Raw genomic sequence first — 19731 nt, forward strand, 5'->3', positions numbered from 1 at the left:
TCCACTCCCAAGGAAGTTCTTCGATGCCTGCTCCGCTCAGGCGTTGCCGGCCTGCGCTTCGGTCGACTCCACTTCTTTCATGAACTCCTTGTCGTTGTAGTGGTAGAGGTCGTCGAGGTAGGGCACGAAGAAGTCGTAGAAGCTCCGCGAATCGTATTTCGGCGATTCTCCCGGCCCGACGCAGGCGGGAATTGGCGCGACGCTGGCGTCGTCGTCGGGGTAGAAGAAGAACGTCAGCGCGTAGCGCTTGGTCGGCGGGTTGATGACGCGGTGCGGGGTGGCGATGAAGCGGTCATTGGAGAGCCGGTTCAGGACCTGCCCGGTATTGACGATCAGCGCGCCGTCGATGTACTTGACGTCGAGCCAGTCGTGCGACGGCGTCATGACCTGCAGCCCTGGGACCGGCGTCATCGGCAGCAGCGTGAGGAAACTGCCATCGGAGTGGGGCGCCAGGGAGAACTGCCCCTCCTCCATGTGCTCTTCGGGGTGGTAGTAGGCGCAGCGCTGATAGTATTCCGGGGCCTTGAACATGCTGTCGAAGTAATCGGCCGGCAGATCCAGCGCCCGCGCATAGATCGGTAGCAGGCGCAGCGCGAGCTTTTCCATCGACAGCTGGTATTCCATCAGCGTCGACTTGAAGTCGGGCAGGCTCTCGGGCCATTGGTTCAGCCCGCGATGGCGCACGTTGGACACCACTTTCGGGTCGTCCGCCGTGCGGTTGCGCATGAACAGCCACGCAGCGTTGGTGTCCTTCTTCGTATTGAGGGCAATCTTGTCCATGATCGCGCGCGACTGGAGGATCGAGGCCTTCGGCGGCAGGTAGCCCTGATGGTGATAGCCGACGCGATGCTTGAGCTTCTCCTCCATGGGAACCTCGAACAGCCGGGCGGTCTGCCGGAACGACTCATCGATCAGCGACTGTGGGATGCCGTGGTTCACGATGGCGAAGAATCCCAGGTTCTCCTGGATCATCTTCACGTCGGCACCCAGTTGCTCAAGCGCACCGGGCGCGCCTGCCAGATAGGGGCCGACATCGAGGATCGGCAGGTTGGTGCCGCGCTTGATCGCTTCCAGGGCGCCGTTGGAAGGGCCGACTTGCAGCGGATGTGCGCTGGCGCGGGAAGGTGCAGTGGTCATCATTGTCTCCTGAATGATCCGTAGTCACGGAATGGTGGATGGCGGTGTTCCGCCTGCCGATGTCTGCGATCGGCTCGGTTCTCAAGCGAACAACAGTCAAACGTGTAATGCGAAAGCATCCGGCGGCGGGTCCTGCAGCCACGCCGGCCCGGCAGCAGCCCTTACTTCCAGAAGGCGCATCGCGACTCTTCCTTGGAGGCGAAGGCCTCTTCCCCGCGGATGACCTGTATCGGCTTGTAGTAGTCCCATGCCTGGCGGGATTCGGACGGGCGCTTGATCTCCATCAGGCGCAGGTCGTGGATCATGCGGCCGTCGCCACGGACGTAGCCGTTGCTCGCATACATATCGTTGATCTTCCGGCTCTTCATCCGCGCCATGACCTTGTCCGGGTCGTCTGTCCCCACGTCCTTGACCGACGCCAGGTAGTGAAGCGCTGCCGAGTAGCTGGCGGCCTGCATGCTGGTGGGCATCTTTTTCATCTTTTCCTGGAAGCGCGCCGCCCATTGCCGGGACTCGGGGCTCTGGTCCCAGTACCAGGCCTCGGTCAGCGTGATGCCCTGCGTCACGTCCAGCCCCAGCGAGTGCACGTCGGTGAGGAAGAGCATCAGCCCGGCCAGCTTCATGTCGCGCGTGATGCCGAACTCCCTGGCAGCCTTGATCGCGTTGATGGTGTCGCCGCCGCCGTTGGCCAACCCGAGCACCTGTGCGCCCGAAGACTTCGCCTGCAGCAGGAACGAAGAGAAATCGGACGCAGCCAGCGGATGGCGCACGCTGCCCAGCACCTTGCCGCCGTTCGCGACGACGACCTTGGTGGTTTCCTGTTCCAGGGATGTGCCGAAGGCGTAGTCGACCGTCAGGAAATACCATGACTTGCCGCCGTTGCGGGTCATTGCCGCGCCGGTACCCCTGGCCAGTGCGACGGTGTCGTAGAGGTAATGGATCGTGTACGGCGAGCATTCCTCGTTGGTCAGTTGCGCCGCCACGCCGCCGGTGACCATGACCGGCTTGCGCTTCTCCGCCGCGACCTTGGCGATGGCAAGGCTGGTGCCGGAACTCGGTCCGCTGATGACCATGTCGACGCCCTGGCGGTCGAACCACTCGCGCGTCTGGGTCGCGGCCACGTCGGGCTTGCCGGAATGATTGGCGAAGACGAGTTCGATCTTCTTGCCGGCGATTTCGCCGCCGGCGTCGGAGATCGCCATCCTCACAGCCTCGACGATGCCCCTTCCGCCCATGTCGGCGTACTGGCCGGACATGTCCGCGATGACGCCGATCTTCACGATGCCGTCGCTGTACTGCGGGGCGGGGGCGGCTGCAGCCAGCCCGCTGGAACCGGCGGCAAGGGCGGCGAGGGCGGCAAAGCCCGCCGCGATGCCGTGGCGCGCAGCCGCTCGCGCGCCGTTTGAGAAATGCACCCAAGAATTTCGCATGTCGTCTCCCCTCGATTGTTATGTGGGCGCAATCGATCCCGGATGCCCGGGATGAGGCCCGCGCCCTGGGCCCCAGGATTCCATCGGCAGGACGCCGCTCGGCGCCCTCCGCGTGCAGCTATTCCGGTCCTGCGAGCCGGTGCGAGGCACGAAGCGTCTTCAGCGCTTCGCGTTGCCCGGCGTCATTCGAGATGCCCCGCAGGCGTTCAAAGTCGTCCCACAGCGTGTCGTCGATCGCAGCGTCGAGCTTCACCGCATCCAGCAGGCGCATGATGGCCAGGCGCGGGTGCCCGAGCTTCACGCTATGGCGCAGCAGTTGCAGCGCTGCAGCGCGCGCGGCATGGATATCCGCGTCCGATGCTGTCAGGCGGGTGCCGGCATGCAGGGATTTCTTGAACGATCTGACCGTGGCGCGTGACATGGGCCTAGCTCTCGAATCGGGTGCCATGCGGAGCGTCGCCACTGGCGCCTGCCGCGATGCGCGTGGCGACGTGTTGCACCTGCTGCTGGATGGGCAACGCGAAGAATCCGCTGTCTTGCTGCGCGATGACGCTGGCTGCCCGCGCCTCGATCACCCGCCTGAGCCGGTAGCGGGCGCGTTGTTCGCGCAGCGCCTGTTGCCGCTGGCCGTCGCCGAGCCAGGCCTGATGCCGGTCGATGGCCTCTGACAGCGCCTGGATCGAGGCGGGCTGGCTGGCTGCGGTCAGCAGCACGGGCGGGATCCATGCCCCCTCGGCATGCCGGGTGACGGCGGCGATGCGCCGGATGTCGGTGGCCATCCGTGGTGCGCCCGACAGGTCCGCCTTGTTGACGACGAAGATGTCGGCCATCTCCATGATGCCCGCCTTCATTGCCTGGACCGTATCGCCGCTCTCGGGCAACAGCAGCAGTACCAGCGTGTCGACCTGCTGCCGTGCCGCGTATTCGGTCTGCCCGACGCCCACGGTTTCGAGCAGCACTTCAGTGAAGCCGAATGCGTCCATGGCGTCGAGCATCTCGGGCAGGTTGTCGGCCAGCCCATCGGAAGTCCCGCGCGAGCCGAGCGAGCGGATGTACAGTTCAGCGCTGCCGTCGAGCTCGTCCATGCGGATGCGGTCGCCCAGAATCGCGCCGCCACTCCTGGGGCTGCTGGGGTCGACGGCCAGAACGCCGACTCGCCCCTTCGTCAGCCGCGCGAGGGCGAGCTGCCCCAGCAGGGTGCTCTTGCCTGCGCCGGGTGCCCCCGTGATGCCGATGCGGCGGGCAGGGCAGGGCGGCACGGCGGGCGGGGGCTGCATGGCCAGCTCGAGCACGTCGGCGTTCGCGATGCGGGTCAAGGTGCGGCCCAGGGCGTGGCGGTCGAGAGCAGGCAGGATCATGCGATCACCTTGGCGAGAATCTCGTCGCGATGCTCATCGAGCAGCGGCGGCAAGCCGTATTCGGGATGAAAGCCCGGGAAGCGGATGGGGCTGGCCACGCCGCGCAGCGGCAGGCTGCCGTCGCCGAGCGGCACGACCAGGCCGCGCGCGGCCGCGATGTCGCTGTTCAGTGCATCGTTCAGCGTCCCCACTTCCGAGACCACGACGCCGAGGGGCGCCAGGCGCCGCACCCACTGCGCGGCCGGCGCGGTGCAGAGGACTTGGGTAATGGCAGCAACGACCTCGTCGCGATGCGCGCGCCGCGCGGCCATGGTCGCGAACCTGGGGTCGGTGGTCCACGCCGTCTGCCCGACTTCCTTGCAGAACGTCTGCCAGAAGCGGTCGTGGGTAATGAACAGCGTGAGCCAGCCCTTGGCGGTGGGGAAGATCTGGGCGGGCACGAGATAGGGATGCGAGGAGTGCGCCAGCCGCTCGACTGTCTCGCCTGCATTGAGCGCAGCACTGGCGAGGTAATTGAGCTGCGAGAGCATCACGTCGTACATCGCCACGTCGACCTGTCCGCCGCGGCCCTGCACCAGCTTGGCCAGCAGGCCGACCGCGGCCACCAGTCCTGCCGAGTTGTCCACGGCGGAGTAGCCCGCCTTGGTCGGCGGCCCGGACGGATCGCCCGTCAATGCCATGATTCCGGTCATCGCCTGGATCACGTAGTCGTAGGCCGGGTTGTCGGAGTATGGTCCGTCCAGGCCATAGCCGGTCAGCGCCACGCACACCAGGCGCTCGTTCCATTGGCGCAGGGCCTCGTAGGTCAGCCCGAGCTTGCGGATCGCCGAGGGCCGCAGGTTGGTCACGAGGGCGTGGGCCGAGCCGACGATGTGCTGGAGCCCGGCGCGTCCATCGTCGCTGGCGAGGTCGAGCACCACGCTCTTCTTGTTGCGGTTCAGGCTGGCGAAGTAGGCGTTGTGCGGGCCGACGAAGTGGGGGCTGACGGTCCGGCCGATGTCCCCTTCCGGCGTCTCGACCTTGATGACCTCGGCGCCCAGGTCGCCGAGCATCAGCGCGCAGTAGGGGCCGGCGAGCATGTGCCCGACCTCGACCACGCGGATTCCGGCCAGCGGCGCGTTCATGATAGGCACTCGGCGAGTTGGGCGACCACGCGCTCGAGCGGCATGTCGGCGGTGAACACGCCGGCCACGCCCAGTTCGCGCAGGTAGGGATGATCCTCGGCAGGGATCGTGCCGCCCACGAACACCCTCACCTCGCCTGCGCCGCTCTCGCGCAGTTGGGCGATGACATCGCGAACCAGCTCCTTGTGGCTGCCCGACAGAATGCTCAGCCCGACCGCGTCGACACCCTCGTCGACGGCCACCTGTGCGATCTGGAGCGGACTGCGCCGCAGCCCGGTGTAGATGACCTCGGCTCCCGCATTGCGCAGCGTGAGCGCGATGATCTTGGCGCCGATGTCGTGGCCGTCCAGCCCGGGCTTGCCGATCAGTATCCGTTTGCCGGCGAGCGCAGCAGTCACGGTGGTCGCGGTAGTCGCGGTAGTCGCGGTAGTCGCGTGTAGGGTGCTCATAGGTTCACCGGCTCCTTGAATTCGCCCCAGGGTTTCTTCAGGCACGCCACCATTTCGCCGACCGTGGCATAGGCGTGGCAGCAATCGACGAGATAGGGCATGACGTTCTCGTTGTCGCTCGCCGCGGCCGTGGCGAGCCGGGCGAGCGCTTTGTCCACGGCCGATTGCTGGCGCGTGTCGAGGATGCGCTGGAACTTCTCGAGGGCGCGTTGCGCGACGGTCGCGTCCAGCGTGAACACCTCGCCCACGCGGATTTCCTCGTTGGCCTTCTTGAAATGGTTCTGGCCGACGATGACATTGAGCCCGGCGTCGCTGTCGAGCTTGCGCTCGAGGCCACGTTCGGCGAGCCGCATCTGGATCCAGCCATCTTCGATCGCGCGCACCACGCCGCCGTAGGCGTCAATCTCGGCCATGACCTCCAGGATCTTCTGCTCCATGCGGTCGGTGTGCTGCTCCAGGAAGTAGCTGCCACCGAGGGGGTCGACGGTGCGGCCGATGCCGCTCTCATAGGCGATGATCTGCTGTGTGCGAACGGCCAGTTCTGCCGAGAACTCCGTCGGGATCTGGAACGCTTCGTCGAAGGCGCAGGTGAAGATCGACTGCGCGCCGCCGAGCACGGCGGCCATGGTCTCGACCGCCACGCGGACCACATTGTTGTAGGGCTGTGGTGCCACCAGCGACGAACCGCCGCACACCACGCCGAAGCGGAAGTGTTGTGCGCGGGGATCCTGTGCGCCGTAGCGCTCCTTCATGAACCGTGCCCACAGCCGACGCCCAGCCCGGAATTTGGCGATCTCGTCGAAGAAATCCATGTGCACATAGAAGAAGAACGACAGGCGCCGCGCGAACTTCTCCACGTCGCCGCCGCGCGCACGCAGCTCGTCCACGTAGGCAAGGCCATTGGCCAGCGTGTAGGCCATCTCCTCGGCCGCCGTGGCACCGGCGTCGCGCACGTGGGCGCCGGCGATGCTGATGGGGTTGAAGCGCGGCGATACCTCGTTCGAGTACAGGATCGAGTCGGCGATCAGGCGCATCGAGGGGCGCACCGGGAAGATCCAGGTGCCGCGCGCCACATACTCCTTCAGGATGTCGTTCTGGATCGTGCCGGTGAGTTTGCTGCGCGGCACGTTCTGCTTGTCGGCGACAGCCAGGTACATCGCATAGATGATGGCCGCCGTGCCGTTGATCGTGAACGAGGTCGAGATCCTGGACAGATCGATGCCGTCGAACAGGATCTCCGCCTCGCTCAGGTTGGACAGCGATACGCCGACCTTGCCGATCTCCGGGCGGGCCATGGGATGCGTGGGGTCGAAGCCGCACTGGGTGGGCAGGTCGAGCGCCACGGAGAGTCCGGTCTGGCCCTGCGCGAGCAGGAACTTGTAGCGCTCATTGGATTCCTCGGCGGTGCCGAAGCCGGAGTATTGGCGGATGGTCCACAGGCGACCCTGGTAGCCGTCGGGGAAAATGCCGCGCGTGAACGGATACTCGCCCGGCACGCCGATGCGTGTGGCGTCGTCACCCGTGCCGCCCGAGCCGGTCACGCTGGTGGGGACGTCGATGCCGCTCGGGCTCACCTGGCGAAGCGATGGCTCCTGGAGGCCGGGGAGGTCCATCGACGCGGCGTTCTCGCCTTTGCTCATTTTGTTCCCCTGGCGAGAAATTTGTCCGATGCGCTCCAATGGTCCTCATGGAGCCATGTACGCAGCAACTGTTGCTGCTCGACGCGCCGGGCAGAGTCGTAGGCCACCCCTTCACGCCAGGCAATGATCTGCGCCTTGATGCCGCGCAGGACTTGCGGCGCGCAGGCCAGCAGCGGGGCGAGAAAGTCCTGGATATCGCTGCCATCCAGCCCGTCGTGGATCACCGCGTCGGCAAGTCCGCATGCCAATGCGGATTCCGCATCCACCAGCTCACACCGGCTCATCATGCGCATGGCGCGCGCGCCGCCCACCGTGCGGCACAGGTCCGGCCCGCCACCCCACGCGGAGGTGATGGCGAGCTTCGCCTGCACGAAGCCGATGCGCGCGTGCGCTGCCTGCATGCGCATGTCGCAGGCCAGCGCCAGTTCGGCGCCGCCACCGATCGCGTCGCCGTTGAGCAGGGCGATCACCGGCAAGGGGCAGCGGCGCACTGTGTCGAGCGCGCCGCGCGCCTGTTCGCTCATCTCCAACGTGGCCTTCGTGTCGCGCACGGTGGACAGGTCGAGCAGGTCGCCGCCGGCGGCGAAGAAGCGATCGCCCGCGCCGGTCAGCACGATGCAGCGCAGGTCGTCTCGCGCAGCCGCTGCTGCCATGGCTTGCGCCAGCGCCGACAGGACCTTGCGTGCCAGGGCGTTGTGCTTGTGCGCGCGGTTGAGCGTGATCCACAGCGCGCCGCCTGCGCGGTCTTCCACGACGATGTCGTTGTCTGTTTCCACGTCAACGTGCCTCCTGTACTTGTGTTGAAGCGATGCTAGTATTCGTCTAATTCGCGGACAAGAACGCAAGTTCAGCATTTCGAACAAAAGGCCTTGCGGCCGCGAAAGTTGCGCGACATGAGGCGGCTTGTTCAGCGGGATGAATTTCTGAGGCCTGGCATAGGCGAGGAGATGAGCAGATGAGCGGAGTCACGGTGACGGCCATCGCACGGGTGATCGACATTCTCGAAGCGTTCCAGGCGAGCCAGCGTCCGCTCTCGTTGACCGAGTTGTCCCAGTCGATCGGCATTCCCAAGAGCACTTGCCACGCCATCGTGCAGACCCTGATGGCGCGCGGCTATCTCTATTCGCTCACGCGCCCGCGCGCCCTCTATCCGACGCGGCGCATCTACGACGTGGCGCACGACATCCTGGACAAGGACCCGTTCATCGAGCGCGCGACGCCTGTGCTGGAACGCTTGCGCGACGCTACGCGCGAAACGGTGATCCTGGGCAAACGCCAGGGAGACGCCGTGATCTACCTGCAGGTGGTCGAGGGGCTGCATGCCATTCGCTACTCGGCCAAGCCCGGCGAGTTCAAGCCGCTGCATTCAAGTTCCATCGGCAAGGCGCTGCTCGGCGGGCTCAAGGAACAGGAGTTGCGCGCCTGGCTCGATGGCCGGCAACTGCCGCTCATCACCACGGTGACGCAGACCGATCCGGATGCCCTCATCCGCGAACTCAAGGAGAGCCGCCGCGCAGGCTATTTCGTCACGCGAGGGGAGAACGTGAGCGATGTGTGGGCCGTGGCGGCGTTCTTCACCTTGCACGAGGAAACGCTTGCGGTCGCCGTTGCCGGCCCGCGCAACCGGATGGAGAGCTGCCTTGCCGAATGCGCGAAGGCGCTGGTCGCGACGTGCAGCTTCCTGGCGCGGCAATCGTCGGGCGCCCGGCCGTAAAGTCGCGGCCGGCGCGGGGTGGCGGTCACGGGGTGGCGGTCACGGGGTGATGGTCACGGGGTGATGGTCAGTGAGGTGGCGTCGGCCAGGACGGCATCGCGCCGCGCCAGTTTTCGTAGGCCTTGCCGAGTTGCAGCACGAGGCGGTCGGCAAAGCGGGGTCCGACGATCTGGAGCCCGATCGGTGCTCCGTCTCCGGTGAAGCCACAGTTGATCGAGAGCGCTGGTTGCTCACCCATGTTCCAGCCGACGGTGAACGCGATCGGGTCCAGTGCGCGCGTCGGGTCATTGGTCGGGCTCGCCCATTCGGCGGGGTAGGACGCGATCGGCGTGGTCGGCGACAGCAGCGCGTCGACCGACTGGAACAGGCGCGCCGCCGCCGCGCGCATCTCGAACGTGCGGGCGAAGCCGCGTACGGCTTCGACACCGGAGACGGCCGCGCCCTGGCGCCCCCAGGCGACGACGTACGGCAACAGGCGCGCGCGCTCGTCGTCGGAAAGGCGCTCCAGCTCGGCCCACATGCGTGCCTGCCAGAAGCGGTCGAGGCCGTCGAGCATCTCCTGATCCAGCATGGGCGGCAGCGGGACGATGACGGCGCCATTGGCGCGGAACGTCTCGGCAGCCGCTTCGATCGCGCGGACGATATCCGCACTGGGCGCGAGCCCGCAGCCCATGTCGAGCATGAGGCCGATCCGTTTGCCGCGGACGTCCGCGGGGTCGATCGACCAGTCGATCGGCTCGGGCGGAAGGCTGGTCGCATCGCGCCAGTCCGGCTGCGCGATAAAGCGCATCAGCAGCGCGGCGTCGTCGATCGTGCGCGTCATCGGTCCGGCGCAGCGGCCCGTGTAATACGGATCGATCGGCACCCGGCCAAGCGAGGGCTTGAATCCGACGAGGCCGCACAAGGCCGAGGGGATGCGTATCGAGCCGCCGATATCGGTGCCGACATGCAGCGGACCGTAGCCGGCCGCGGCGGCGGCGCCGGCGCCGCTGCTGGAGCCGCCGGTGTTGTTTGCGACGCACCACGGATTGCGCGTCACGCCATACAGGCTTGAAGCGCCGGACGCGAGCATGCTGTAGTCGGGCACGGTCGTTTTGCCGAGCAACACCGCGCCGGCTTCGCGCAGGCGCATGGCGATGGGGGCATCGGCCTTGGCTGGCTGCGACGGCGTGACGGGTATTCCCTGTGGTACAGGGTCGCCCTCGGTGGCGATCAGTTCCTTGAGCGTGACAGGCACGCCGTCGATCTCGCTGAGCGGCCTGCCTGCTGCCCAGCGCAGTGTGGATGCGGCGGCCTGGGCACGGACGCGCTGCGGATCGAACTGGGCGAGCGCGTTGATGTGCGGTTCCCAGCGGGCAATGTGGGCGAGCAGCGCGTCGGCGTAGTCGGTGGGCGTCAGGCTGAGGGACCGGAATAGGCTGGACAGTGTCGGCGCGGACAGTTCGAGAAGCTCGGGCATCGTTCTGGACCGGAGATAGGTTGAAGTTGCGCTCGGGGTTTCGCCCGGAGCGGGCGCCCCCTTACTGGAAGCGACCATAGCAACCCTGGACGTCCGGCCGATAGCGCCATGTCGGCAGTACGGTGCACACATTTTTCGAGCACTGCGGGTGTCTGCTGCCAGAGGGCTGCGGTGTTCGCTCGCCGGCCCTGCCGTCCCGACTCAGATAGACTATGCGTGGCCGCAGAGATGAGACGGCTGCCTCACAAGGATTAATGGAGACTGGAAGTGACGAACAATGAGGAATCCCAGGGCTTGGATTTTCCGCTGGAGGGCGTGCGCGTACTCGATCTGTCGCGCGTGTTCGCGGGGCCGCTGTGCGGCCAGGTCCTGGCCGATTTCGGCGCAGAGGTGATCAAGGTCGAGCACCCCGGCCGCGGCGATGACACGCGTGACTGGGGCATGCGCATCGGCAAGACCGAGACCACCTACTACAACAGCATGAACCGCAACAAGCGGTCCATCACGCTGGATCTGCAGAGCCAGGAGGGCGTGCAGATCGTATACGACCTGCTGCCGCAGTTCGATGTGGTGATCCACAATTTCAAGACCGGCGGCGCCGAAAAGCTGGGCCTGGGCTATGCGCAGCTCAAGGCCATCAAGCCGGACCTGATCTATTGCGCGGTTTCGGGCTACGACACCAGCGGCCCGGAGGCCAAGCGTCCGGGCTACGACCTGGTGATCCAGGGCGAGGCCGGCCTGATGGCGCTGAACGGCGAGGCCAGCCAGCCGCCGTTGAAGTTCGGCGTGGCGGTGGTGGACCTGATGACCGGCATGTATGCCGCGCAGGCCGTGCTGGCCGCGCTGTTCCGCCGCGAGCGCAAGGGACGGGGGCAGTTGATCGAGATGGCGCTGTATGACTGCGGGGTGATGGTCACCGGCTACTACGGTCTGGACGCCATGCTGCTGGGCCGCGATCCGGCGCGTTATGGCAATGCCCATCCGTCCATTGTGCCCTACGGCATGTTCGATGCCGCCGACGGTCCGCTCATCATCGCCGTGGGTAACAACAGCCAGTTCGACAAGTTCTGCCGCCAGGTCGTCGAGCGTCCCGACATCGTCGAGGACCCGCGCTATGCCACCAATGTGGAGCGGGCCAAGAACCGCGAGACGCTGACGCCGCTGATTACGGAACTGATCGGCACCTTCGGCCGCGACCTGCTGCTGGAGCGCATGACAGCCTGCGGTATCCCCTGCGGCAAGGTGGCGGGGCTGCACGAGGCGCTGACCAGCGAGCGCACGCGCCGCGGTGGCCTGCTGCGCGAGATGCCCCACCCGGTGGCGGGCAGCACGAATGTGTTCGCGCCACCGTACCGGCTGGACGGCCAGCGCTTGCCGATCCGCAATGCGCCGCCGACGCTGGGGGAGGGCACGCGGGCGGTGCTGCAGAAGCTGCTGGAGATGAGCGATGCGCAGCTGCAGGAACTGCAGGCGCGCGGCGTGCTGACGCTGCCGGAGGGGGCGGAGGGCGCCTGAGCACCCTGCGCATGCCGCCAGGCGCGGCAGTCAGTCCAGCCGGATCGGCGCGCGCAGCTGCGCATTGAGCCGGTCGACCAGCCACAGCAGGCCGCCGCGCCAGAAGCCGTAGAGCCGTGACTGGTGGCTGCGGTACAGCATCACGTGGCTGAGCTGGGCCAGCCGCCCGCGGATGGTGGCGCCCTTGAACAGCCCGAACTTGCCGAGCGAGCCGTAGGCGTCGTATTCGCCCAGCGAGACCAGCGAGCCGAAATCGCGGTAGACAAAGGCCGGGACGGGCTCGCCGCGCAGCACGGCGCCGGGCAGATGCTGGATCAGGTGCTGCGCCTGCTGGTGCGCGACCTGGGCCGTGGGCGGCAGCGGCCGCTCGGTGCCGGGCAGCCTCAGGCTGGCGCAGTCGCCGACCGCGAAGATGTGCGGATCGCGCGTGCTTTGCAGCGAAGGCTGCACCACGAGCTGGTTGCCGCGGCTCGTTTCCAGGCCGTCCATCTGCGCGAGGAAGTCGGGCGCCTTGACGCCGGCTGCCCAGACCTTGAGCGAGGCCGCTACGTGGCCGCCGCCTTCGAGCGAGAACCCGTCGGCCGTCGCCTCGATGACGCGCGTGCCGGTAAGCACCTGGACGCCGAGCGATTCCAGCCGGGCCTGGGTGGCGGCCGAGATGTCCTCGGGGAAGGCCGCGAGCAGGCGCGGCCCGCTTTCGACCAAGGTGATAGAGATGCGCGCGGCCAGGTCCTGCGCGCCGTAGGCGGCCGCCGACTCCGTCAGCTGCACCAGCTCTGCCGCCAGCTCGACCCCGGTGGCGCCGCCGCCCACGATGCCGATGGACAGCGTCTCGTTCTGCGCGAGGCACTGGAGCATGCGGATGCGCACCTCTTGGTTGAAGGCGTCGGCCTGCAGGCGCGAATCGATGCGCAAGCAGTGCGCCGCCACGCCGGGCGTGCCGAAGTCGTTGGCTTCGCTGCCCACGGCGACCACCAGCGCGTCATAGGGAAGGCGCCGTGCCGGCACCAGCAGCCGGCCGTCCGGTGCATGCAGCGGCGCGAGCCGCAGCTCGCGCGCCGTCCGGTCGATGCCGCACAGTTCGCCGGGCTCGTAGGCAAAGCCGGCATCTCGCGCCTGGGCGAGGTAGGTGGTCTGCTGCTGGGAGATGTCGCGGGTGCCAGCCGCGATGGTATGCAGCATCGGCTTCCAGACATGGGCGAAATCGCGGTCGATGAGGGTGACCGAGGCATCGGCGCTCCCGCGCGAGAACCTGCGCCCGAGCGCCGTGGCGACTTCCAGGCCGGCCACGCCGCCGCCTACGATGACAATCCGCTTCTGCTGCTTCATTGGGTGATCCTCTCCGTGCACGAGGGCACATGAGCGGAATTATATATACATCCGAGAATGTATGTATATGTGAAGAGTCACAACCGCCCTGCAGAATCGCCGCGCTTGCCGATCTCCTGGCCGGTGCGCCGCTGGACAATCCCGGCCCGCGTTGCACGAGGCGGAACATGAGCTTCGGAAAATGCAGATGGTGGGCAACGCGGCCAGCAGCGATGATCGCGGCCTGAACCTGATCGCCTACCCGTACGATATGCGCACCCGATTGCACTCCTGCCAGCACATCAGCCTGCGTCACCTGCTGCCGGCGTTCGCGCTCACCGTGGAGCCCACGCAGGGCAGGTTGGCCATCCGGCGCCGAGGCTTCGAGCGCCTGCTTGTCCCCGGCCAGCGTGCCACCATCGAGCCGTTTGAAGCCGTCGAGCTATGCCTCGATGGCAGCACCGCGCGACCCGCGTCCTGCACCCTCGAAATCCGGCCGAGCCTGCCGCCGGCCATCGATGGTTCGCTGCACCGCCAGATCTCGCAGCGCGTTTTCCTGCAACCGGAACACGCATGGAATGCCGGCTTCATCTCGGATCTGCTGGACATTCCCGCCCATCAGCTTCGCCGCATGCTGTTCTCCGAAGGCACGGCGTTGACGGAGCTCTGCCGTACGCAGCGGCTGATGCGGGCATTGCTCGAAGCCATGGCAGGGCGCGCCGGCACGGCGGAACTGAAGCGCCTGGTCGGCTGGCCACCACAGGGCGATATCGAGATGGCCTTCTACGATCGCTTCGGTATCCCGATGCAGACCGCGCGCTCCCTGTCGCGCTCAGCGCAGAGTGCCATGTCCCCTGGCCGGGCGTGGCCGATGGCCGGGCCGGTCAGTCACGCGGTGGTATCGCGGGTCTGAGCCGCACCAGGGGCAGGGCGCTGTCATCTCGGAGTCCCGGCGTCTCGGCGCCTCACTCCGGCTCGATGCCGGCCGTCTTGATCACCTTCGCCCATTTCAGCGTCTCGCTGCGCACGAACGCCGCCAGTTCGTCCGGTGTGGACGGGGTGGCCTCGCCGCCGGTCTTGCCGAAATGATCGACCGTGGCGGGGGCCGCCAAGGTCTTGCGGATCAGCTCGCTCATCCGCTCGATCATGGGCCTGGGCGTGGCGGCCGGGAAGAAGGCGGCGACCCACGCCGTCAGTTCATAGCCCGGCAAGCCGCTTTCGGCCATGGTCGGCACATCCTTGAACAGCGGGTGGCGCTGGGCGGTCGTCACGGCGACCGCGCGCAGCTTGCCGCTCTGGATCAGGGGCCTGGCCGGCGAGATGTCGGAGATCATGAAGTCGAACTGATGCCCCATCAGGTCGGTCAGCGCCTGGGGCACGCCCTTGTAAGGCACGTGCAGTGCGGGTGCCCCGCTCATGATCTTGTAGAGCTCGCTGGCGATCCGGGTGGAAGAGCTGCCGCTGGCAAACGACAGCTTTCCCTGTTTTTCCTTGGCCAGCGCCGTCAGTTCCGCCACCGTGTGCACGGGGCTGTCCGCGGGCACGACCAGCACCAGTCCACTCTTGGCAATCAGCGATACCGGCGCGAAGTCCTTGATGGGATCGTACGGCAGCTTCTTGAACAGGGACGCATTGGCGGCGTGCGTGGTATTGGTGGTGATGAACAAGGTATAGCCATCGGCCGGCGCGCTTGCGGCTGCCTTGGCCGCGATGATGCCGCTGGCGCCAGGACGATTGTCCACCACGACGGACTGGCCGGTCTGGCTGGTGATGCTCTGCGCGACGTAGCGTGCGCTGTCGTCCGTGCCGCTGCCGGGCGGAAACGGCACCAGTACGCGGATGGGCTTGTCCGGATAGTCGTTCGCGCCGGCCGCGCGCGCAAGTCCGGGTGTAGCCGACGCGGCGGCCAATAGCGGCAGCAGGCCGAGAAAGCCCCGCCGGTCGATTCGCTGCTTCATCTTGTCTCCTCCTTCTGCCTGTGCCTGTATCCGTGGGGATCGTCGGTGTTGTCGTTGGCGTTGTCGTTAGTGATGTCGGTGGTGCCGCCCAGCGCTCGTTCCCCCGCAGCCGGCCCGGCTAGCGGCGGCTTTCGGGGATCGCCAGGGCCGGATAGCGCTCGGTGAGCTTGGCGGGCAGCTCCACGTCGAGGACAAAGCGGTCGCCGCGATACCAGAAGAAGCCCGCCATCAGCACATTGCCGTCGAGATCCCGCGTCGTCCTGGCGATCTTGGCGACGGGGGCTCCGAAGATATAGGCAAGATCGCGCACCAGGACGTAGTCCGCGGGCTCGACCGTCAAGGTCTGGTGCATCATGCCCAGGCGCTCGCCCGCGACCCGGCGCAGCAGGTGGACCAGCTTGTGGCGCTTCTCGCTGCCGCGCGGGAACTGCATGAACACCGAGGTGGCCACGTACATCTCGATCAGGCAGAAAGGCGTGCCGTCGTGGACGTGCAGCTTGCGCAGCATCACGTAGCTTTCCACCGGCTTGCCATGCCTGCACAGTTCCGGGGGCAGGCTGGCGTCCTTGCGCTTATCGAGGATGCGGATCTCGAGATCGCTCGCGCCAACCGCTTCGTCGTTGATGGCCGAGCGCAGGCGCTCGCCCGGCCCGGATGGCTCCTTGATGACATGGGTACCCCGCCCGCGCTGGCTCTGGACCAGGCCCTCTTCGGCCAGCAGGGCGAAGGCCTGGCGCACGGTGACCTTGGCGATCCCATAGGTCTGCGCCAGTGCTTCCACGGTGGGCAGCCGCTCGCCGAGCGCGTACTCGCCCGAGACGATCTTGTGCCGCAGCACGCTGGCAAGCTGGCGATAGCGGGTCACGCCGCCGGTGCCGTCGTCGCCCAGCAAGCTGTTGTCGCCGGCGGGTGCGCCGGCCGTGGTGCGCGTCATCGCAAATTCGCTCCCCGGCTCGCTTGCGCCCGCCTACGCGGCGGCGCCATCCTTCGAGATGCCCGATGCCATCAGCGCATCGATGGCGTCGTCATCGTAGCCCGCCTCGCGCAGCACCTCGCGGCTGTGCTCGCCCAGGCTGGGCGCATGGCGGCGCCTGGCCAGGGGCGTGCCGTGCCATTCGCTGGGCACGGCCATCTCGCGGATGCGGCCGGCGGCCGGGTGGTCGGACTCGCTGAAGAAGCCGATATCGTCCAGGTGCGGATCGTCCAGCAGCGATGCGAAGGTGTGCATCGGGAAGACCGGGATATCCGCCTCCTCCAGCAGTACGCGCCATTCCTCCGTGGTGCGCTTGGCCATCTCGTCGCTCACCATGGCATAGAGGTCGGTGATATGGGCGGTGCGGGTGGTGATGTTGGCAAAGCGCGGATCGCTGTCGTACAGCGCCGGCTTGCCGATCACCTTGAGGAAGGTGCGCCAGTGGTGGTCGTGGTAGATCAGGCAGCAGACGTGGCCGTCCTTGGTCTGGTAGGGGCGGCGCTCCGGCGACAGCAGCCGCGGGTAGCCGAAGCCGCCCTTGGCCGGCACGAAGGTCTCGCCATAGAGGTGGTCGCCCATCACGTAGGGCACCATGGTCTCGAACATGGGCACGTCGACTCTCTGTCCCTTGCCGGTGCGCGCCTGCGCGTAGAGCGCGGCGCTGATCACGCCGAAGGCATAGAGTCCCACCGAGCGGTCGGCGATGGTGATGGGCAGGTAGCGCGGGATGTCGCCGGTGCCCAGGGACACCGCCTGCGGCAGGCCGGTCGCGGCCTGGATCAGGTCGTCGAAGGCGGCCTGCGGTGCGTAGCGGCCGCGCTGGGAGAAGCCGAACATGCCGACGTAGACCAGGCGCGGGTTGATTGCCGCCAGCGTTTCGTAGCCCAGCCCCAGGCGCTGCATGGCCTGCGGGCGCACGTTATAGGCCAGCACGTCGGCGTCCTTGACCAGGCGCAGCAGCGCGTCGCGCCCGGCCTCGGCCTTCAGGTCCAGCACGATGCTGCGCTTGTTGCGGTTCAGGCCCAGGAAGAGGGGGCCCAGCTTCTCGTCGCCGCCAGGGCCGATGCTGCGCGTGCTGTCTCCGGCGGGCGGTTCCACCTTGATCACATCGGCACCCAGGTCGGCCAGCATCTGCGTGGCCGACGGCCCCATGAACACCGAGGTGATATCCACCACCTTCACGCCGGCCAGCGGGCCGGCAGTCTCTTCCTGCTTCATGTCTCCCCCGATTCCGTGGGGCAGGGACCTGCCAATGGTCCTGCGGCTGGGCCGGGTGAGGATCCGGTAAGCCGTATCGGCCATGATGGCCGGTGTCCCGGCCCGCTCCGTCCCTTGCATTGGTTAGTTCTATGTTTGGAACTATAAGGAAAAGGGCCGATGGATCAAAGGCGGCGTTTACCCGGGTGCCGGAGATCGGCGCGAGGTAGGATTTCATGTGGCTCATACGTTGCACGCAGCGGCGGGCGGCCGCAACCTGGCAGTATCCGCCGCCTCAAAGCATGAACGTGTACGTTCACGTCCATGTTGCGCTACAATCCGCTTTGTCTCGCATCACACATGCTTCTCCACGTTCCGCCCATGTCCGCTGAAAAGCCCACGCTTCTTACGATCCGGGACGCTGCCGAGCGGCTGCAGGTGACGCCGCGGACGCTCAAGTACTACGAGGAGCTCGGCCTTGCCACGCCAAGCCGCAGCGAAGGGCGCTATCGCCTCTACGGCGAGCAGGATCTGGAGAGGTTCTCGCGCATCCTGCGCATGCGCTCGCTGGGCTTTTCCCTGCAGGCCATCGCCGAATTTCTCAAGCGGCCTCTCGAGACTGTAGGCGAAGGACGCAAGGGCTATTCGCTGACGTCCTTGCAGCAGACCGGCGCGGCGCTGGCGCAGCAGATCGAGGCCGTGGATGCGCGTATCGCGGCCGTGCGCCGCGAACTGAAGGCGGCACAGGCCTTGCGGCGCGAGCTCAGCGACGATCTCGACTACCTGCAGCGCAGAATCGCCGGAGAGCGCTCGGAAGACCTGCTCCCGCAGCGCATGGCTGCCCGCAAGCGCGGCCGGACCGCGCGCGACGGCAAGGACCGGCCGGCATGAGCGCGACGCCATCCCGGCTGGCGCTGCTGGATATCGCGGGCCTGCGCCGGCAGGCCTTTCCGTGGCTCATTGCGCTGGCCACCGGGCTCGACTATTTCGACAACACGATCTTTTCATTCTTCACCAGCTATATCGCGGGCGGCATCAACGCAGCGCCGGACGAGCTGGTCTGGTCGGCCAGCGCCTATGCCGTGGCCTCCGTGCTTGGCATCGTCCAGCAGGAATGGTGGATCGAGCGGCTCGGGTATCGCCGCTACATCAGCGCGAGCCTGCTGCTGTTCGCGGCCGGCTCGGTCGCGGCTGCCCTGTGCGAGTCCTCGATCGAGCTGGCCGTCGCGCGCGGCGCACAGGGCTACTTCATCGGCCCCATGATGGGTGCCTGCCGCATCCTTCTGCAGACCCGGTTCACGCCGCAGGAGCGTCCTGCCGCAATACGCGTCTTCCTGCTCATGATCCTGCTGGCGAGCGCGCTCGCCCCGCTGATCGGCGGCTACATGGTCGCGCTGTTCGGCTGGCGCGCGCTCTTCCTGTGCATGGCGGTGGCGGGGGGATCCCTCTCCCTGTTCGCCTGGCTCGTGGTGCCGCACTTCGGGCGCCTCCATCCCCGGCTGCGCGGCGAATCGCATGTCTGGCCCTACATCGTCTTTGCGTTCGCCCTCGGGGCCTTGCAGATCGTCATGCAGCAGGTGCGCTTCGAGCTGTTCAGCGCGTCTCCCGAACCCCTGCTCCTGACCGTGGCCGGCCTGTTGGCGCTCGGCTGGTTCGGGTGGCAGCAATGGCACCACCCGAAGCCGCTCGTGCGACTGCATGCCCTGCGCGAACGAAGCTTCCAGGCAGGCATCGCCCTGTACGTCGCCTTCTATTACCTGAGCCAAGCCATCGGCTTTCTCGTTTCGCGTTTTCTGGAAGGCGGGCTGGCCTACCCCGTGGAGAATGCCGGCAGGCTGGTCGGGCTCACGTCGCTGGCCTCGATCCCGATGGTCTTCGTCTACTTCCGCTATGCCGGGCGAATCGCGCACAAGAAGTGGCTGATCGTTCCCGGTTTCCTGTTGGCGGCGCTGGTCTGCGGCTGGATGATGAAGATGCCGCCCGGCGTCAGCCAGTCATGGCTGGTGCCGCCTCTCGTGCTGCGCGGCCTGCTGCTGTTGTTTATCGCGCTGCCCACCGCCAATGTCACCTTCCGCCTCTTCGCCACCGAGGAGTTCACGCATGGCTACCGCTTCAAGAATATCGTCAAGCAACTGACCTTTTCACTTTCGACGGCGACCATGATCATGCTCGACCAGCATCGCTTCGCCGTTCACAATGCGCGTCTGGCCGAGAACGTGAACCCGTTCAATCCGCTCTACCAGGACACACTCCGCGGACTGACGCAGACCTTCGAGACGCTTGGCCACACCGCCGGCGAAGCGGGCCGCCTGGCGCTCGTCGAGGTCAGCCGCATGGTGACGCAGCAGGCGAGCTTCCTGAGCGCGCTCGACGGCTTCTACTTCGTCATGGGCATCGCCGTGTGCGGCGGCCTCTTCGCGATGTGGCAAAGGCAGATCGATTGAGGCCGCATCAAGGTGCGACAAGCAC

18 protein-coding genes are annotated in these 19731 nt (G+C 66.8%); 5 read left to right on the forward strand and 13 right to left on the reverse strand.

The genetic code is table 11. The annotated features are described in order from the left end of the window. Window positions 1-36: 36 nt before the first annotated feature. The 8 genes from AC1Z3O_RS22320 to AC1Z3O_RS22355 all read right to left on the reverse strand — a co-directional run bounded on the left by AC1Z3O_RS22320 (window position 37) and on the right by AC1Z3O_RS22355 (window position 7914). A complete protein-coding gene (locus tag AC1Z3O_RS22320) occupies window positions 37-1137 on the reverse strand; it encodes an isopenicillin N synthase family dioxygenase (protein ID WP_483518057.1) in 1101 nt (366 codons plus the stop codon). A 161-nt stretch (window positions 1138-1298) separates the two neighbouring features. Beyond that, window positions 1299-2567: an ABC transporter substrate-binding protein gene (locus AC1Z3O_RS22325; protein WP_483518058.1), complete on the reverse strand. Its 1269-nt coding sequence runs from the start codon at window positions 2565-2567 to the stop codon at window positions 1299-1301. 118 nt (window positions 2568-2685) lie between these two features. After that, on the reverse strand, window positions 2686-2988 hold the full coding sequence (locus AC1Z3O_RS22330; RefSeq protein ID WP_483518059.1) for a hypothetical protein: 303 nt from the start codon (window positions 2986-2988) through the stop codon (window positions 2686-2688). 4 nt (window positions 2989-2992) lie between these two features. Then, complete coding sequence (locus tag AC1Z3O_RS22335; protein ID WP_483518060.1) at window positions 2993-3925, reverse strand: ArgK/MeaB family GTPase; 933 nt, start codon at window positions 3923-3925, stop codon at window positions 2993-2995. Next, window positions 3922-5049: a CaiB/BaiF CoA transferase family protein gene (locus AC1Z3O_RS22340; RefSeq protein WP_483518061.1), complete on the reverse strand. Its 1128-nt coding sequence runs from the start codon at window positions 5047-5049 to the stop codon at window positions 3922-3924. The genes AC1Z3O_RS22335 and AC1Z3O_RS22340 overlap by 4 nt, the downstream gene beginning before the upstream one ends. Further along, window positions 5046-5498, reverse strand: a complete 453-nt coding sequence (locus tag AC1Z3O_RS22345; protein ID WP_483518062.1) for a cobalamin B12-binding domain-containing protein — start codon at window positions 5496-5498, stop codon at window positions 5046-5048. The genes AC1Z3O_RS22340 and AC1Z3O_RS22345 overlap by 4 nt, the downstream gene beginning before the upstream one ends. Continuing rightward, window positions 5495-7138, reverse strand: coding sequence for an acyl-CoA mutase large subunit family protein (locus AC1Z3O_RS22350; protein WP_483518063.1), 1644 nt, complete (start codon window positions 7136-7138; stop codon window positions 5495-5497). The genes AC1Z3O_RS22345 and AC1Z3O_RS22350 overlap by 4 nt, the downstream gene beginning before the upstream one ends. Beyond that, on the reverse strand, window positions 7135-7914 hold the full coding sequence (locus AC1Z3O_RS22355; RefSeq protein ID WP_483518064.1) for an enoyl-CoA hydratase/isomerase family protein: 780 nt from the start codon (window positions 7912-7914) through the stop codon (window positions 7135-7137). The genes AC1Z3O_RS22350 and AC1Z3O_RS22355 overlap by 4 nt, the downstream gene beginning before the upstream one ends. A 179-nt stretch (window positions 7915-8093) precedes the next feature. Between AC1Z3O_RS22355 and AC1Z3O_RS22360 the strand changes: the two genes are divergently transcribed. After that, entirely contained in the window at window positions 8094-8852 is a 759-nt protein-coding gene (locus tag AC1Z3O_RS22360) for an IclR family transcriptional regulator (protein WP_483518065.1), read from the forward strand. 67 nt (window positions 8853-8919) lie between these two features. Here the strand turns inward: AC1Z3O_RS22360 and AC1Z3O_RS22365 are convergent, their stop codons facing one another. Beyond that, window positions 8920-10311 (reverse strand): amidase, encoded by a 1392-nt coding sequence (locus tag AC1Z3O_RS22365; RefSeq protein WP_483518066.1) that lies wholly within the window; start codon window positions 10309-10311, stop codon window positions 8920-8922. Between the two features lie 267 nt (window positions 10312-10578). On the opposite strand from AC1Z3O_RS22365, the gene AC1Z3O_RS22370 reads away from it, so the two are divergent. Then, window positions 10579-11826, forward strand: a complete 1248-nt coding sequence (locus tag AC1Z3O_RS22370) for a CaiB/BaiF CoA transferase family protein (RefSeq protein WP_483518067.1) — start codon at window positions 10579-10581, stop codon at window positions 11824-11826. 30 nt (window positions 11827-11856) lie between these two features. Here AC1Z3O_RS22370 and AC1Z3O_RS22375 read toward each other — a convergent pair whose 3' ends face one another. Next, on the reverse strand, window positions 11857-13155 hold the full coding sequence (locus AC1Z3O_RS22375) for an NAD(P)/FAD-dependent oxidoreductase (RefSeq protein WP_483518068.1): 1299 nt from the start codon (window positions 13153-13155) through the stop codon (window positions 11857-11859). A gap of 190 nt (window positions 13156-13345) precedes the next feature. On the opposite strand from AC1Z3O_RS22375, the gene AC1Z3O_RS22380 reads away from it, so the two are divergent. Then, the gene (locus AC1Z3O_RS22380; protein WP_483518069.1) at window positions 13346-14047 is read left to right on the forward strand and encodes an AraC family transcriptional regulator; all 702 of its coding nucleotides are present in this window, start codon (window positions 13346-13348) and stop codon (window positions 14045-14047) included. A 52-nt stretch (window positions 14048-14099) separates the two neighbouring features. On the opposite strand, the gene AC1Z3O_RS22385 is transcribed toward AC1Z3O_RS22380, so the two are convergent. The 3 genes from AC1Z3O_RS22385 to AC1Z3O_RS22395 all read right to left on the reverse strand — a co-directional run bounded on the left by AC1Z3O_RS22385 (window position 14100) and on the right by AC1Z3O_RS22395 (window position 17283). Then, on the reverse strand, window positions 14100-15092 hold the full coding sequence (locus tag AC1Z3O_RS22385; protein ID WP_483518070.1) for a Bug family tripartite tricarboxylate transporter substrate binding protein: 993 nt from the start codon (window positions 15090-15092) through the stop codon (window positions 14100-14102). A gap of 118 nt (window positions 15093-15210) precedes the next feature. Next, entirely contained in the window at window positions 15211-16026 is an 816-nt protein-coding gene (locus tag AC1Z3O_RS22390; protein WP_483518071.1) for a GntR family transcriptional regulator, read from the reverse strand. Between the two features lie 33 nt (window positions 16027-16059). Then, on the reverse strand, window positions 16060-17283 hold the full coding sequence (locus tag AC1Z3O_RS22395) for a CaiB/BaiF CoA transferase family protein (protein WP_483518072.1): 1224 nt from the start codon (window positions 17281-17283) through the stop codon (window positions 16060-16062). A 360-nt stretch (window positions 17284-17643) separates the two neighbouring features. Between AC1Z3O_RS22395 and AC1Z3O_RS22400 the strand changes: the two genes are divergently transcribed. Together AC1Z3O_RS22400 and AC1Z3O_RS22405 are read left to right on the forward strand one after the other, a co-directional pair. Then, window positions 17644-18153, forward strand: a complete 510-nt coding sequence (locus AC1Z3O_RS22400) for a MerR family transcriptional regulator (RefSeq protein ID WP_483518073.1) — start codon at window positions 17644-17646, stop codon at window positions 18151-18153. Then, on the forward strand, window positions 18150-19706 hold the full coding sequence (locus AC1Z3O_RS22405; RefSeq protein ID WP_483518074.1) for an MFS transporter: 1557 nt from the start codon (window positions 18150-18152) through the stop codon (window positions 19704-19706). The genes AC1Z3O_RS22400 and AC1Z3O_RS22405 overlap by 4 nt, the downstream gene beginning before the upstream one ends. The last annotated feature ends 25 nt before the right edge of the window (window positions 19707-19731 follow it).

The organism is Cupriavidus sp. 09_S30, assembly GCF_056930435.1.